This is a genomic window from Pseudomonas sp. J380 (assembly GCF_009827115.1).
Lineage (GTDB): Bacteria > Pseudomonadota > Gammaproteobacteria > Pseudomonadales > Pseudomonadaceae > Aquipseudomonas > Aquipseudomonas paracarnis.
Genome location: NZ_CP043060.1, coordinates 3,115,281 through 3,131,166, shown reverse-complemented (window position 1 = coordinate 3,131,166; position 15,886 = coordinate 3,115,281). Strand labels below are relative to the sequence as shown.

14 protein-coding genes are annotated in these 15,886 nt (G+C 55.0%); 6 read left to right on the top strand and 8 right to left on the bottom strand.

The annotated features are described in order from the left end of the window. Positions 1 to 282: 282 nt before the first annotated feature. From copC to FXO12_RS14170, 6 genes are all read left to right on the top strand, one after another. Entirely contained in the window at positions 283 to 666 is a 384-nt protein-coding gene (gene copC / locus FXO12_RS14195; protein ID WP_008437424.1) for a copper homeostasis periplasmic binding protein CopC, read from the top strand. A 3-nt stretch (positions 667 to 669) separates the two neighbouring features. Further along, positions 670 to 1,608 carry a copper homeostasis membrane protein CopD gene (gene copD, locus FXO12_RS14190; RefSeq protein WP_008437423.1) on the top strand — a complete coding sequence of 313 codons (939 nt, stop codon included), beginning with the start codon at positions 670 to 672 and terminating at the stop codon, positions 1,606 to 1,608. A 74-nt stretch (positions 1,609 to 1,682) separates the two neighbouring features. Further along, positions 1,683 to 2,024 (top strand): hypothetical protein, encoded by a 342-nt coding sequence (locus FXO12_RS29010; RefSeq protein ID WP_073844967.1) that lies wholly within the window; start codon positions 1,683 to 1,685, stop codon positions 2,022 to 2,024. A gap of 99 nt (positions 2,025 to 2,123) precedes the next feature. Then, a complete protein-coding gene (locus FXO12_RS14180) occupies positions 2,124 to 3,380 on the top strand; it encodes a TolC family protein (RefSeq protein WP_008437421.1) in 1,257 nt (418 codons plus the stop codon). Then, the gene (locus FXO12_RS14175; protein ID WP_008437420.1) at positions 3,377 to 4,861 is read left to right on the top strand and encodes an efflux RND transporter periplasmic adaptor subunit; all 1,485 of its coding nucleotides are present in this window, start codon (positions 3,377 to 3,379) and stop codon (positions 4,859 to 4,861) included. Before FXO12_RS14180 ends, FXO12_RS14175 begins: the two co-directional genes overlap by 4 nt. Then, on the top strand, positions 4,858 to 8,016 hold the full coding sequence (locus FXO12_RS14170; RefSeq protein WP_008437418.1) for an efflux RND transporter permease subunit: 3,159 nt from the start codon (positions 4,858 to 4,860) through the stop codon (positions 8,014 to 8,016). Before FXO12_RS14175 ends, FXO12_RS14170 begins: the two co-directional genes overlap by 4 nt. 105 nt (positions 8,017 to 8,121) lie before the next feature. Here FXO12_RS14170 and FXO12_RS14165 read toward each other — a convergent pair whose 3' ends face one another. Genes FXO12_RS14165 through FXO12_RS14130 form a run of 8 tightly spaced genes read right to left on the bottom strand, consistent with a single transcriptional unit; the run spans position 8,122 to position 15,876 of the window. Next, positions 8,122 to 8,805, bottom strand: coding sequence for a DsbA family protein (locus FXO12_RS14165; RefSeq protein WP_008437415.1), 684 nt, complete (start codon positions 8,803 to 8,805; stop codon positions 8,122 to 8,124). After that, positions 8,802 to 9,098 carry a hypothetical protein gene (locus tag FXO12_RS14160; protein ID WP_008437414.1) on the bottom strand — a complete coding sequence of 99 codons (297 nt, stop codon included), beginning with the start codon at positions 9,096 to 9,098 and terminating at the stop codon, positions 8,802 to 8,804. The genes FXO12_RS14165 and FXO12_RS14160 overlap by 4 nt, the downstream gene beginning before the upstream one ends. After that, positions 9,095 to 12,058, bottom strand: coding sequence for a conjugative transfer ATPase (locus FXO12_RS14155; RefSeq protein ID WP_024073351.1), 2,964 nt, complete (start codon positions 12,056 to 12,058; stop codon positions 9,095 to 9,097). The genes FXO12_RS14160 and FXO12_RS14155 overlap by 4 nt, the downstream gene beginning before the upstream one ends. Continuing rightward, the gene (locus FXO12_RS14150; RefSeq protein WP_008437412.1) at positions 12,058 to 12,486 is read right to left on the bottom strand and encodes a TIGR03751 family conjugal transfer lipoprotein; all 429 of its coding nucleotides are present in this window, start codon (positions 12,484 to 12,486) and stop codon (positions 12,058 to 12,060) included. Before FXO12_RS14150 ends, FXO12_RS14155 begins: the two co-directional genes overlap by 1 nt. Then, complete coding sequence (locus FXO12_RS14145; RefSeq protein WP_024073352.1) at positions 12,464 to 13,954, bottom strand: TIGR03752 family integrating conjugative element protein; 1,491 nt, start codon at positions 13,952 to 13,954, stop codon at positions 12,464 to 12,466. The genes FXO12_RS14150 and FXO12_RS14145 overlap by 23 nt, the downstream gene beginning before the upstream one ends. After that, positions 13,944 to 14,846, bottom strand: coding sequence for a TIGR03749 family integrating conjugative element protein (locus FXO12_RS14140; RefSeq protein ID WP_008437410.1), 903 nt, complete (start codon positions 14,844 to 14,846; stop codon positions 13,944 to 13,946). Before FXO12_RS14140 ends, FXO12_RS14145 begins: the two co-directional genes overlap by 11 nt. Next, positions 14,846 to 15,499: a PFL_4703 family integrating conjugative element protein gene (locus FXO12_RS14135; protein WP_020302977.1), complete on the bottom strand. Its 654-nt coding sequence runs from the start codon at positions 15,497 to 15,499 to the stop codon at positions 14,846 to 14,848. Before FXO12_RS14135 ends, FXO12_RS14140 begins: the two co-directional genes overlap by 1 nt. Beyond that, the gene (locus FXO12_RS14130; protein WP_008437403.1) at positions 15,496 to 15,876 is read right to left on the bottom strand and encodes a TIGR03750 family conjugal transfer protein; all 381 of its coding nucleotides are present in this window, start codon (positions 15,874 to 15,876) and stop codon (positions 15,496 to 15,498) included. Before FXO12_RS14130 ends, FXO12_RS14135 begins: the two co-directional genes overlap by 4 nt. Positions 15,877 to 15,886: the final 10 nt, after the last annotated feature.

Here is a 15,886-nt window from a genome sequence, read left to right as displayed (position 1 = left end):
AGCGTTCCAAAGAAAGTCGCGTATTTGGCGCCGTATCCGGGCAGATCAGTGCCAAAAACCCGCCCCAAGCTGACTGAAATGTAATCGAACAGTTTGCGTTCATGTGGCATCGTGTACTCGCACTGTGACGTTGGAAATCTTGTGATTCCTCCCTGTCCAGCCGGCCCTAGAACACGGAATTTGCTAGGTATTCGTCAGTGGTTTTAACGAGCGTCAAAAAGTAAAAAACTAGATATTCCCTAAAAACCTAGAACCAACAGCTTTTGCTGTCAGGAGTCTTGCATGTCATTCCTTAAAACTACCACCGTAGCTGTTGCGCTGACTGCGGGTTTGCTTCTGAGTGCAGTTGCTCAGGCGCATCCAAAGCTGGTTTCTTCTACTCCCGCTGAAGGATCGGATGCGGCGGCTCCGTCTAAAATCGAACTGCACTTTTCTGAGAATCTAACGACTCAGTTCTCTGGTGCAAAGCTGATTATGACCGATATGCCTGGTATGCCGAATTCACCTATGGGCGTAAAAGCTAACGTGGCAGGTGGCGGTGATCCGAAGACGATGGTTATTACACCCGCATCGCCATTGACCACGGGTACTTACAAAGTCGAATGGCGTGCCGTTTCCTCGGACACTCACCCGATTACCGGCAACTTTTCTTTCAAAGTGAAATGATTCATGAGCGACTCATTAAATATCGTTGTTCGCTTTGCTCTTTATTTCGACCTGATGCTGTTATTTGGACTGGCAATTTTTGGTCTTTATAGCCTCAGGGGAAAAGAAAGAATATCGGGAACAGTTTTGAATTTTGAGTCGCTTCTTTACAGTACTTCTGCTGTAGGTGTAGCTCTGTCCCTTGCCGCCATGTTGTTACTTGCGAAAGCAATGAGTGGCGTGTCGGGTTTCATGGAGCTACATCACCATATCTTTCAAATGGTTCTCATGGGGACTGACGTCGGTTTGACCTGGATGGTCCGAATAGGGGCGTTGGTGACGGCCATTATTGGCGTTTCCCTGAACAAGCGCTTTCCAACACTGAGTCTTTGGATTGTCACTGTCTGTGGCGCGATTGCGCTAGCGACGCTGGCATGGACAGGGCACGGAGCAATGGACGAGGGGAGCCGTCGCTACTGGCACTTTATTAGCGATATCTTCCATCTTTTGGCCGCAGGCGGTTGGTTGGGTGCGCTAGCGGCATTTGCCCTGCTGCTGCGTTTGAAATCACTGAAAGGTGAGCGAGAAGCACGAATTCTTGCTCGGGTACTGACAGGGTTTGAATCGGCCGGCGCGGTGATTGTAGTGATCATCAGCATTACGGGAGTGGCGAACTACCTATTTATCGTTGGGCCAAATCTCGATGAGGTGATGCTCAGCACTTATGGCGAGTTGCTATTTTTGAAGGTCCTGCTCTTTGCCGGGATGATCGTATTAGCGACGCTCAACCGTTTTCACCTAAGCCCGCTCTTGGAACGTTCTGTTCGAAATGGAGACTATGCTGTCGCGGTCAATGCCTTGCGCCGTAGCATGAAGCTCGAATTTTCAATGGCAGTCATCATTATTTGTCTAGTCGCATGGTTAGGTACTTTAAGCCCGGTCATGGAAATGAGCGCGGCATAGCGGTTGGTGATGGCCGACTAAGGAGTCTCAAGGGTGAATTGTAAGGGCCATTTGCACCGTCTACACTCCAGCTCATGAAACGCTACCTGCGGTTTTGCCTAATTTTCCTGATTAGCTTGGCGCTTCCCCTCAGCGGGATGGCGGGTGTTCAGACATCGATTGAACCATGCCCGATGAAAACCATGGGCATGGCGATGATGGATGGTATGGGGCAAGACTGCTGCCACGACATGAAAAGTCCCACCGAGCATGGCAAACCTTGTAAGCCCGGTCAGGAATGCAAAACTGGCGGCATGTTGCAAGTATCGATCATCAAGCCTCCTATCACCCTGTCCAGTCCTCTCATTCTATCATTCTCCAGCCATTTCCCGCTCGTACAAACCTCTTCAGGGGTATGGCGACCCCCACGTACTTGATTCCTGTACCACACTGAGCCTCATTCCGCGTTAGCGGGATGGCATATCTGCGCGCATGTCTTATGAAGCGCGCGGTGGATCATCACAGGAATCGTGAACATGAACTCCAAGTGCTGTTGCACAGGTTGGTCCTTCCTGGCCGGCCTGGCGGCAAGCGTACTTGCATTGCCGAGCTTCGCTAGCGCATTGACATTCGATGAAGCGCTGCGTCTGGCCGAAAACAATGCACCATCGTTGACCGCACAAGACGCCAAAATTCAAGCAGCCACTAGCGCGGCCATTCCCGCCGGCGAACTACCCGATCCCAAGCTACTGCTGGGCGTGCAGAACTACCCCATTGGTGGACCCGACAGATGGAGCATCGACCAGGACTTCATGACCATGCAAGTGGTCGGGATTAGGCAGGAGATGCCCAACAGCGACAAGCGCAAAGCACGTATCGAGGTCGCGGATGCGGCTGTTGATCGAGCGTCAGCCGAGCGTCGAGTGGCGCGTCTGAACGTCCGACAGTCCACGGCATTAGCCTGGATCAGAAGCTACTCGGTTGAGCGTAAAGATGCGTTGTTCCAGGACTTCTACAAAGAAAACCGTCTTCTGACCGATACCGTCAGAGCTCAGATTGCGGGTGGCCGAGCCCAACCCGCCGATGCGGTGACACCTAAACAGGAAGCTGCTCAACTGGCTGAGCAGCAGGATGATTTAGTTCGTCAACGTGCACAGGCCCGGGCCGCCCTCAAGCGCTGGATTGGCCCTGCCGCCGATGACAAACCGGTAGGCGGTTTGCCTGATTGGCCTATTGAGACCTCAGGTTACTCCCATAAGCTGCAACATCACCCCGAATTAGCGGCTTTTGTGCCGATGACCCGTGAAGCACAAGCCAAGATCCGTGAAGCTGAGGCGGAAAAGCAGTCTGACTGGAGCTGGGAATTCGATTATCAGCACCGAGGCCAACAATTCGGTGACATGGTCAGCGTGCAGTTTTCATGGGATCTCCCGCTGTTCCCTAACTCTCGGCAAAACCCCAAGATTGCGGCCAAGCACGCCGAACTAAACCAGCTTGAGGCTGAGCGCGAAGCCCTGTCACGCGAGCATACCCAGCAACTGGAGGATGAGTTGGCTGACTACGAGCGCCTCAATCGTGCAGTCAGCCGTAATCAGGAAAGCTTGTTGCCGTTGGCTAAAGAAAAGGTCGAACTCACGATGGCCAGCTACCGCTCCGGCAAGGGTGATTTGAACTCGGTTGTTGCCGCCCGACGCGAACTCATCGAAGCCCGTCTCAAGCAGGTTGACGTTGAAGAGCAACGTGCCCTGACCAGCGCTCGCCTGTATTTCTCTTACGGGGAGTCCGCTCAATGATTTTTAAATTATGGAAAGGGACTTTAATCATCGGCATCTCGATTGCCTTGGGTGTTGCCGGGGGTTACTGGTTAGCCCAACCGCGAATGAGCGGAGTAGCTGGTGTCGTACCGGATCATGAACCCAAAGCCTCTGCCGATCGAAAAGTTCTGTATTGGTATGATCCCATGTACCCACAACAGAAATTCGATAAACCGGGTAAGTCACCCTTCATGGACATGCAGATGATCCCTCAATACGCAGATACCAAGGGGGACAGCGCTGCCATTCGAATTGATCCAAGCCTGACTCAGAACCTTGGTGTGCGACTGGCTAGTGTCAGTCGAGGCGTATTTGCCTCGACACTGAACGTGGTAGGTGTGCTGGCCTTCAACGAACGGGACGTTGCAGTCATTCAGGCCCGTACAGCGGGTTTTGTCGAGCGTGTGTATGCCCACGCACCTGGTGATGTGCTGAAAGCGAATGCCGCCTTGGCAGATATCTTGGTGCCGGAGTGGGCAGCTGCTCAGGAGGAATTTCTCGCCCTCAAGCGTAGTGGCGATGCTGGCTTGCTGACAGCGGCCCGGCAGCGACTGCGGCTAACCGGAATGCCACTTACGTTAATTGCTCAAGTTGAGCGCACTGGCAAAGTTCAATCGAACCTGACGCTGACCAGCCCTATTGGTGGTGTGCTTCAAGAGCTGAGTGTGCGTGAAGGTATGACGGTGGCCGCAGGCGAGACGTTGGCTCGTGTTAATGGTTTGAGCAGTGTCTGGCTGGCCGTGGCTGTACCAGAGGCGGAAGCTGGGTCAATCGTAGTAGGGCAAGCAGCTGAAGCGCGTTTATCCGCATTCCCTGGAGTTGTGCTCAAGGGCGTCGTCAGTGCGATTCTTCCGGAAACCAGTTCGGACAGTCGCACACTTCGCGTTCGAGTTGAGTTACCCAATCCAGATGGCCGACTCAGACCAGGTTTGACCGCACAGGTAAGCCTCAATCGTTCAACGGAGCAAAGTGTTCTGTGGGTGCCGAGCGAGGCCGTCATTCGTACCGGTCGACGTGCGTTGGTCATGCTCTCTGAAGACGCTGGTCGATATCGCCCGGTGGAGGTGCAGCTAGGCCAGGATAACGATGGCAAGACGGCGATATTGAAAGGCTTGGAAGAGGGGCAGAAAGTGGTGACCTCTGGCCAGTTCCTGCTCGACTCGGAGGCCAGTCTCAAGGGCGTTGTCGCAAGCTCATTGGACGTTTCGCCATCTACTATGCCCGTTGGCGCTTTGCATGAGGCCGATGGTCAGATCGTTGAGATCAACGACAAAGAAGTCACGCTCGCCCACGGTCCCTTCAAGACATTGGGTATGCCAGGCATGACGATGACTTTCCCTCTCGCCACTCCTGCTCTGATGAAGGGCCTAAAAACGGGCGACAAGGTTCGGATCGCTGTTAGCCAGACGGACGATGGTCTGCGTGTTGAACGTCTGGAACGCTCTGGGGGCCAGCCATGATTGCGGCCCTTATTCGCTGGTCGGTGGCCAACCGCTTTCTTGTGTTGCTGGCGACGCTGTTCGTCACGGCATGGGGGATCTGGGCGGTTCAAAGTACGCCCATCGATGCATTGCCAGACCTGTCGGATGTTCAGGTAATTATCCGTACACCTTACCCAGGCCAAGCCCCACAGATCGTCGAAAACCAGGTGACCTATCCACTGGCAACCACCATGCTCTCGGTACCTGGGGCCAAGACTGTGCGCGGTTACTCCTTCTTTGGCGACAGCTTCGTTTATGTGCTGTTCGAAGACGGAACTGACTTGTACTGGGCCCGCTCGCGGGTGTTGGAATACCTGAGCCAGATACAAAGCCGCCTACCAGCCAGTGCTAAGCCAGCCTTAGGACCTGATGCCACTGGCGTTGGCTGGATTTTCCAGTACGCGTTGGTTGATCGCAGCGGTGGGCACGATCTGGCGCAACTGCGAGCCCTACAGGACTGGTTTCTCAAATTCGAGCTCAAGACGCTGCCGAACGTTGCGGAAGTTGCCACCGTAGGTGGCATGGTCAAACAGTATCAGGTCCAGCTCGATCCGCTAAAGTTGGCGAACTTGGGTATCACGCAGTCTGAGGTGACCGAGGCGATCGGCAAAGCCAATCAGGAAACCGGTGGAGCCGTGCTGGAAATGGCGGAGACAGAGTTCATCGTACGAGCTTCCGGCTACCTAAAGACGCTCAATGACTTTCGCGCCATCCCGCTCAAACTGGGCGCGGGCAGTGTGCCGGTCACGTTGGGCGATGTTGCCACGATTCAGTTAGGGCCTGAGATGCGTCGAGGCATTACCGAACTCGACGGTGAAGGTGAGACCGTCGGCGGCGTGGTGATTCTGCGCAGCGGGAAGAATGCTCGTGAAACCATTGCGGCGGTCAAAACCAAACTCGACGAGCTGAAAAGCAGTCTGCCGGCGGGGGTTGAAATCGTCACCACCTACGACCGCAGCAAGTTGATTGATCGTGCCGTGGAAAACCTCAGCCACAAGCTGATCGAAGAGTTCATCGTCGTCGCGTTGGTCTGCGGAATCTTTCTCTGGCACCTGCGTTCATCTCTGGTGGCAATCATTTCCCTGCCGGTTGGGGTGCTGATCGCCTTCATCGTGATGCGCTATCAGGGTATCAACGCCAACATCATGTCCCTTGGCGGGATTGCCATCGCCATCGGCGCTATGGTCGACGCTGCCGTGGTGATGATTGAAAATGCCCACAAGAAGGTCGAGGCTTGGCACGTGGCCAATCCTGGGGAGGAACTGAAAGGTGAACGTCATTGGCACGTGATGACTGAAGCGGCTGCCGAGGTAGGACCTGCATTGTTCTTCTGTCTGCTGATCATCACCCTGTCGTTCATTCCGGTGTTCACGCTGGAGGCTCAGGAAGGACGTCTATTCGGTCCATTGGCGTTCACCAAAACCTACGCTATGGCCGCAGCGGCTGGACTGTCGGTAACTCTCGTACCGGTGTTGATGGGGTATTGGATTCGTGGACGAATTCCCAATGAGCAGCAGAATCCGCTAAATCGCTGGTTGATCCGGATCTACGAACCCGCTCTGGACGCCGTATTACATCGACCTAAAATAACGCTGCTGGTTGCGTTGCTAGTCTTTGTCAGCGCGTTGTGGCCGATCTCTCGTCTGGGTGGTGAGTTTCTTCCCCCGCTGGACGAAGGGGACCTGCTCTATATGCCATCAGCTCTGCCTGGATTATCGGCGCAGAAGGCCGCGCAACTGCTTCAACAGACTGACCGTCTGATAAAGACAGTTCCAGAGGTCGAACACGTTTTCGGCAAAGCCGGCCGCGCTGAAACCGCGACTGACCCAGCACCTTTGGAAATGTTCGAAACCACCATCCAATTCAAACCACACGAACAGTGGCGCCCAGGCATGACCCAGGAAAAGCTCGTTGAGGAGCTAGACCAAGCGGTGCGTGTCCCAGGATTGACCAACATCTGGATACCGCCGATTCGTAACCGCATCGACATGCTGGCCACTGGCATAAAAAGCCCTATTGGTGTGAAGGTTGCCGGTACCAACCTGACGGAGATCGATGCCGTCACCCAAGCCATCGAACGTGTTGCCAAGGATGTCTCAGGTGTGAGTTCAGCGTTGGCCGAACGACTGACCGGTGGCCGCTATATTGATGTGGATATCGATCGTAAAGCTGCGGCCCGCTATGGGTTAAATATTGCCGATGTGCAATCGATCGTGGCCGGCGCAATCGGCGGTGAAAACGTCGGGGAGACGATTGAAGGGTTGGCTCGTTTCCCAATTAACGTACGTTACCCTCGTGAGTGGCGGGATTCACTCGGCGCTCTGGAGCAGTTACCTATCTATACCCCTCTAGGCAGCCAGATCACTCTTGGCACCGTTGCGAAGATCAAGGTCAGCGATGGTCCGCCGATGCTTAAGAGTGAGAACGCCCGACCTTCAGGCTGGGTGTATATCGACGTGCGGGGACGGGATATTGCTTCGGTAGTCGCCGATCTACGACGGGTCGTCAGCGAGCAGGTTAAGTTGCAGCCTGGTATGAGCCTGAGCTACGCAGGACAGTTCGAATTTCTCGAAAGGGCCAACGCACGACTCAAGCTGGTGGTGCCTGCCACGCTGTTGATCATCTTCGTGCTGCTTTATTTAACCTTTGCTCGCTTCGATGAGGCCTTGCTGATCATGGCCACTCTGCCATTCGCACTGACTGGTGGGGTATGGTTTCTCTATCTATTGGGATTCAACCTGTCGGTCGCCACTGGTGTCGGCTTTATCGCTTTGGCCGGTGTTTCTGCCGAATTTGGCGTAATTATGCTGCTTTATCTGAAGAACGCCTGGGCTGAGCGTGAAGACCTCGGCGATAGGACCGAGCACGGGCTGATGGCCGCGATTCGTGAAGGCGCTGTCCAGCGCGTTCGGCCCAAAGCCATGACTGTGGCTGTCATCATTGCTGGCTTGTTACCCATTTTGCTGGGCAGCGGGACCGGCAGCGAGGTGATGAGCCGAATTGCGGCACCCATGGTTGGAGGCATGATTACCGCGCCCTTGCTGTCGCTGTTTGTCATTCCGGCAGCCTATCGACTGATGCGTCGCCGGCACCTCTCAGTTGAGCCCATCAATCCTCAAGAAAAAGTCGTATGAAACTGACCCTGATTGCAGTTGCAAACACCGTATTTGCGCTGTCTCTTTCGGCCCACGCGTAGGACATGCCGGGCATGAAAATGTATGAATGGAATGCAAGCTCATTTAATGACAATGGCTAAGTGATTTAACGTTCGACTTTTGCAGAGCGTCGCAGCTCTTTTTTTGAGCCAGCCAATCACGAGCTGATAATAACAATACCCCGTCAGCTGGTCCCTCAAGCTTTACGGAGCTGCCAGTCGTGTTGTCTTTAATTATCACAGTAGGAGTTGCCGTAATGCCCGCTTTGAGGGCCTCCTCGACCTGTTGGCCAACATGCCGGGCGATCACTTTGTCGGTAGCTGCACAGGACAATAAGTCCTGGTAAGTAACATCAACGACGTTCAGATGCCCATTGAAACCCTCACCGTTGCTACGGGTCCGGTCAAAAATCTGGTCAATGGCTTGCCAGAAGGCAGGTGCGCCACCAAGCGCCCCCGCACATTCAGCGAGCTTGGCTTCGTGTAATGCGGTCGGACCGTGCACATCCAGTGGCAGATGATGCCACTGCAGGTTTACATCCTTCTGCTGCTGTATCCAGGTTTTCAACGCAGGTGTGTACGTCTTGCAGTAGGGGCACTCCAGATCCGCGAACTCAGTCACAGTCCAGCGTGCTTTGGAAGGACCAAACAACCACGGGCCTGTGTTGTGCGGGGATGGTATCTCACTTCGAGTGAGGGCTAAGCAGGCCATCGATGTGCCTGCCAAAACGCACCCCAGCATCAACCAATATTTGCGAAGGCCTATCATGCCCGAGCCTCTGCTGGCTTCGATGAAAGCAGCGCTTGTTTACGAAGGGCCTCAAGAAGAGCGTTCTCAGCATTCTCGGGTTGTGGGTGCTGTAGCAGCCAATTGGCTAACACCGCGTGAAGTTGGGACTCGATGTCACGACGATCCACCGCACGAACCAAAACCTGTTGCAGTTGCTCTATCAAAACGGGGGCACACACCTCAAGGGTTTGAAGGGCGTCTTCACCCGGTTGTTCAAGCAGCTGGGTCAGACTTTCTATAAGGTTCTGGGTCAGGGAATTCAATGCTCTCATGCTTGGCGCTCCAAGGCCGTGACTTGCTCGGGGAAAGTAATGATGTGAGGTTCGATACCGCGATAGCGGTCAAGCGTTGCAGCAACTTCAATGGCCGCATCCAGCTCGCTGCAGCCTTTGGCTTGCATGATGTCGAAGCGTTGCTTTTTCTCTTCCGGCTCGGTCATGGCCAGGGCCAGATACAAACTCGGTGGTACCGCCCGGAATAACATTTCCATGCTTTTGGACAACACGACGCCCTCGGTGAATTTGCCGCTTTCTTTACGCGCTGACAGCATCATCGACTTCTGTGCAGGAGTCAGTTCACGAAACCGCGCGATCTTCTCCACCTCATCAGGCGGCATGTTTAAGCACATCCACCACTCGATCATGTTGAGCAGGGCTGAGGCCTCTGGCGGCACGTCGTCAACGTTCTGGGTGGCCATCCAGAACCAGGCGCCGAGCTTTCGCCACATTTTGGTAATCTTGACGGAGTAGGGGGATAGGAGTGGGACCTTCAACTGGATGTGGCCTTCGTCGGTGAAGCAGATCAGCGGACGGCCTTTAAACTGGTCACGCTCGGCAATGTTGTTGACCGTGTTGAGCAGGGAAATATAAGCGATGGCCATCTGTGCGCTATAGCCTTCTCGCGCATAGGTGGCAAGGTCGACAATGGTAATGTCCGCTTCTGGCCATGGGGTGCCAGGACGGTTGAACATGTCGCCTTCGGTGCCCATACAGAACATGGACAAGGCTTCCGCCATCTCCAAGAATCGTGAGCTTCGGGCGTCTGGAATACCGGGCTCGAGTCCCATTTCTCGCAGCGCTTCACGGATATCTTCCGGCAGAACGATACGTTGCTCCGTCACGCATTTTTTCGCTGCATTCAGTATGCATTGGCGGATGGCGCTACGGTCGGCACGAGTAAGACGGGCATCCTCTTTTTCTTCACCACCGGTGATCATCAGCCTGGCCGCAATTTCCATCTCGCCCAGGATGTCGCGTTGTTCATCCTCGGTCTGGCTAGTCAGATGTTCGTCCGACGCCTCAAGATCATCAGCTTGGATAATCTTCACGTTTTGGCTGGGTTCGATGAGCTTCACGGCATCAGCGAATGGCGCGAGGCTGACACCCGATCCAGGTGCAAGTCGAACCCGGTTTACCGTCAAACCCAACTTTTTGGCGAAATCACCGAGTAAGCCGAAGCTGTTGCCAGCCTCCACAATGAATAGACGTGGCCGATAGATGGCGATGATTTGGCTAAGGATGTTTGTCGCGCTGGCCGATTTACCTGAACCCGTAGGCCCGAAAATGAACAAATGCGCGTTCATCTGCCGGTCCAGCTTGTTCAGCGGGTCGAAGGTTATCGGCGCTCCCCCACGGTTAAACAGGGTAATACCCGGGTGCCCGGTTCCGGTCGACCTACCCCAGACGGGGGCCAGGTTCGCAATGTGTTGGGCGAACATCAGTTGTGCGTACCACTCCAGTGCTTTGCGCGCATTGGGGTCGAAGTTGCCGGGTAGCCATCTAAGGTAGGAGTTCAGCGGTGCCACTTCATCCCGAGGTTCCACCGGCTCCATGCCCGCACCCAGCAATGCGCTGCTGAGTTGCAAACTGCGTTCGTGCAGCTGGGCATCATCTTTACCCCGCAGGTAAAACGCTACGCTACCTCTGTACAGCTTGTGCTTGCGCCCGAGCAACTGACGGGCGGTGGCGACGTCTTCGCGTGTCAGGATCGAGGCCTGAGTGTCTCCAACTGCCTTGCGTGAAAGCTGTTCCAGATGCCCTTCGAGAATGTCCTGCGGGGTGATCACGAGAGTGATACAGAGAATGGTGTCCTCTGGCATTTTGTCGAACAGTGCGTTGAGCGCATCACCGCCCTTTCGGGTTTCACCGGTTAAGTGCCCGGTCTTGGGAGCATCCCTCAAGCGGTCAAGCATCACCACCTGATGGGGAAGGCCGTCGAAATACCACAGACCTTTCTCTATATCTGACAGTGGTTCGCGATAAAACAGGTTTTGCGAGAAGTCAGTGCCGCTGGCGAGCGGCAGCTCGCCCTCTGCAGCACCAGGTGCTTGCTTGCACACCAATTCGTAGAAGCGGCGAATATCTGCATCGGCAGGGCCAAGATGATCGGGACGTGGATTGAACCAATGAATCAGCCAATGGCGAATGGCGTGGCCATCCATGCGATGGGTTTTAATGCCGGCGTTCGCCAAGCCGCCCACCAAGCGATCGCAGATGATTTTCAGGTAAGGACCTGGTGCCTGGCCTCGCACATCCGCTTGCGCGCCTTGGGTACGGCGGTAGACAACAACACGGACGCGGCGCTGTTGGCCCCTCCAGGGCAGTTGGCTGACCTTGGTGTCTTCAAACAGCCCGCCTGGTTTGGAGATGGATTCCAGGTGTTGCTTCATCAGCTTCAAATAAAGCTCGGTGAATGCACTGCCTTGTGCGCGTGGTTGAACGTAGTCATGCAGTTGCTGAAGGTAATCGTCCCAGCTGGTTTCGTCCTGGGCATAGAGCTGAACCACCCAGGGTGAGGTTTCAAGCTCGTCGAAGGAGTCCTGGAGGGCGTTTTCCAGGGCGTCGCGGGCCTTGCGTAACCATTCGGGATCCCGACCTTCAGTACCAATCGGTGTCAGCTCAAAAAAGGCAGCACGAGACACGCCGTCTTCCAATAGCATGGCTTTTTCTGCAGGCAGGTAATCTACCCACGGCAGTAGGTCTACGAAGGAGGGGTTGACGTGGTATAGACGGTCAGCATCAGCGGTTGTGGCTGGCTTTTTCTTTGGGTTACGCCAATCGCTCGGCGAGGGAATACCCATGGCAGCAAGGCGTTCGTAGTAACGCTCTGTAGCAGCCTCAAACGTCTCGGTTGCTGGTCCCTGCACATCGTCAGATAACGGCGAACCTGGTGTTACGCCAGGTTCCACACGCTCTGTCGCCCGTCGCGTTTTGAATCGTTCAAAAAAACCCATCAATATGCCTCCGTGCGTTCGCCAGGCATGGCGTATTGCACCCGCTGATACAGCGGAAACACCGTGGTGTAGCCTGGGATCGGTGCCGGGTCTGAACCCGCTAAATGAGGAAAGACGTACATCACCAGGTCGGGATTGGGTAGGCGTTTAAATTGGCTGTAGATCTCGTTTTGTGCGGTACGTGTGAACATGGTGTTGTCTGTTTCCCTCGTCTCCAGAGGCCGACGAAGATCTTGGCGTGCATCGAGCAATTGGCGGCTGCTCGAGCTGCTTGAGCCGCTGGAGCCTTGATCCCAAACGTCCATCATTGTGCGGTCCCCATGGGGGAGCAATTCGTCTTTGTTGGTGGAACAGGCCGAGGCGAGTAGGGCGATGGCCAGGTATGCACCTAGTTTTAAGCCATGATTAGTCAAGCGCAGTCGAAACATGACGGGCTCCTGAGCGATAGTTGACCTTGCGGCCATTGAGTTCGTAATCGATGGTCAGTTGCTGGTCCAGGTGCACAGCTATCTTTGCCCCGGGTTGTACATACACCGCTGCGAAGGCTTGCCCGTAGAGTTTGTTGACCCAGCTGGAGACGTCATTGACGCCCTGGCCAATAATTTTGCCCATGGCTTCACTGCCCGAGCCGCCGACAGAACCGATGGTCCCGGACTGAGGGTTTATAAAAGAGCCGCTGTTTCCATCTGACTTGATGAGGGAGGCAGCACCTGCGCCGGCGGCGGTAATCAGTACCTGCGAGCCAATGTATTGCGAGGCGTTGCTTTTGCGGTCGCCACTGATACAAGGAATGCCATAGGCATCGCTTATCCAGCCCAGGCCACCCTGAATGGTGGTTTGGTTGCCATTGTTCTGATTGTTACTATTTTGACTGCTATTCGTTTCTTCCTGAGGTTGTGGCAGCGTGCGCACAGTGCCGTCATTGAAGACGAACGTCAGGCTTTTGATCTGACCGCGTACGCAAGACAGGGTCCAATCGCCGGAAGCCGTTCCGCTGGCCACCGCGCCGGCGACGTCGGGCAAGTCGATGCCGTTGGCCGTGAGATTGTCCGGCCCGATCAATACCTTGAACGGGTAGGGGTCGTTGACAGTGCCGTCAATGGGCACCCGGCCGATCAGCGCGGACATGGCCACCGAACCCATCAATGTCGAGTTCTGCGGCAAGGTGTAGACCTTGCGCACCTGTTTGCGGGCCTCCTGTGGCGAGATTTCATTCGCAACACTTTGAGCGCCCGTGCGCAGTGCATTTTGTCCTCGGTCCACGGACTCGCCAAAAGAGGTCGGGAAGTTGAAGCCGCTTGCCGTTTGATTTGTCCCTGCAGCGATGGGCTTGCCGTTGACATCGACCGGCGTTGCGTCCTGCGGCTCTATCCAAACAACGTCCGCGCCAGGTCCGCCTTTGAAGCCTTGACCGTCACCTGGCTGAACGCCGAAGCCGATCGGCAAATCAGATCCAGACTCATTGCCACTGCCCGATTTGCTGCTCAGGGTATTGTACTGCTGCTGCAGTGTGTCCAAGAGGGTTTGGCTCTGTTGTTGCGCCTCCTGCTTCATCGTTTGCTGAACGTTCTGCAGTTTGTTATCGACGTTGAGGTCGATGTTCTGCAGGCGTTTTTGCAGCTCGATGTTCTGTTGCTTTAGTTCGTCATTGTTCTTCAAAGCATTGGAGACTTGGTCCTTGAGTTGTCTGCTTTCCACGACAATGGTGCGCAATGTGTCGCTGGGTGTATCTCCGTCAACCCCAAGCTTTTTAGCCTCCTTCGTACTAAGTACAACCGTTTCCGGCGCATGAACCTGTTGGTCGGCACTTTCGCGATTGAATAATTTGACCACTACGTATATCGCCAGGATCGCGAACGGTATGACCAGGTATTTAACAAGTGGATTACTCTTCACGACGGCCTCCCTTCGGATCGATCTGGCTGATGGCGGCCGGCAATAACGATTCGGCTAGACCATGACCACGGGTCACCAAGTAGACCGTCGAGGTGTCGCTGGAATCACCTTTGGCGCCAAGGTAGGGATGCTGAAAAGTCGCGGTGACAAAGTCACCCATCAGGTCACGCGGATCCAATGTGAGGTTTTGGGCGCTTGTGTTACGTAGCTTCACCGCCGTGACCCAATACTCGTCTAACCGCCACGACCCCAACGCAGAGGCTTCGACCGGCAATATCGGCATTAGGGTGGTGAGGTCCAAACCGCGCTTCAGATTGATCTGAGCAATCCCCTCCACGGGCTCAACGGTGCGTAGGGGCGCGTAAAGCATCTGTGCGGCATAGCGCGTCATGACCACCGGAAGAGGGGTCTCACGACGCGGTTTCGGCGCGTCCTCATCCTCCTCGGCTTGAGCGCTGGCTTGGGCCGTGGAAGAAGTTGAATGGTTGCTTGTAGGTTTGGCGTTGACTTGGCCGTAACGCGGGGCGGGACTGTCCCCGGCTACAATTTTAGCCGGCTCGGATGCGACCTGATTTGGTTTCCCTACCGTTGCGATGATATCCACGAGCATGATCTCACCGGAGTTCATGTTCTGCAGCTGTAAGCGAGTCGGTTCAATCGGCTCTTTCGCCAACAGGTAGAGGGCACCACCGGTGCTCTGCACGCGCAGTTTGTCGACGAGGTTACGAGGCAGACCCACCCGTACGTTTTGGTCCACAAAGACAATACGCTCCTGACCCACGATCAAGGGCAGTGCTATAGGGATACGATCCCAGCGCAGGATTTCGACGGCGTTGGCCAACCCGCAGAAGTGAAGGGCTACGAGCCCGATGATCAGTAGGCGGCGTGTCATCATTTGCCTCCTGCTCTGGTCGTTTCTGCGGAGACTTCGATGCGTTGTGGATTACTGCTATAACAGTCCCAGGCCAAGCCGAATGGGTTTTTTTCGGGATCGACGTCGAATCGGATAATTCTTAACGGATAGCGAGCAAATGCCCGCTTTACGCGCTCCCCGCCGTAGTGCTCGTCAGCGGTGATGTCCAGGTTGACGGTCCAGTCATTGATGCTGTGCTGTTCAATATGTTGCTCAGACTTATCGTCGATGCCTCTGCCTGGAATTTCAAATACACCCCGCTCACGTTTGCGCAGTTCCCCGCTATTGCGGCGTAGCTCGAAATCTTTCTGCAAGTAGGCTTTGCAGCTGGGAGTCAGGTAGCTTTCCAAGCGGGTAATGTTGTCCTCGTAGTCGGTTTCACCGTCAACGGGCCAACGGTTCATCTGCTGAAAAATGTACAGACCGAAGGCGTATACCGACTCCGGTGGAATATCCCACCACTTACGGGTGCTACCTGAACGTAGATCTGGAGGTACATGAACAGTTAGGTCACGCGGTGCGCTCTGCCAGCCATAAGCCATGTACAGACCCAGGGCAATGAGAAAACCAATGACCATGCGCAGGCTGTTAATGTGGGCCAGTTGGGCGTCTACTTTTTTACGGTAAGTCATTGAACCTCCGTTCGATGACAGGTCCACGCACCTGTACGAGTAATCAGCAGGGCTTTATTCCAGGTAGGAAAGAACCGCGCGATGTTCAATTGCATCTGGCGGTATAGCCATGTATCAGGTCGGCCGCGTTTCCACCGACGCAAGAAACGACTGGCAAGAAACAGCCCTAGGACAGCACAGAGCATGGCGGCGCCGATGATAAGTGCCCAAATCTGGGTCAATATCGCGGCCGGAATACCGATAACCAGCCCTGCGCCGGTGCTCAACGCCAAGGTGGCCCACATTTCGTCAGCGGTAAGGCCGCCCATGATGACTGGCTGATTGTTCAATCGCACAGGGAGGAAAATCAGGGTCCCATCGTCTGAGAGTTCTGTCATGGCCACGGCT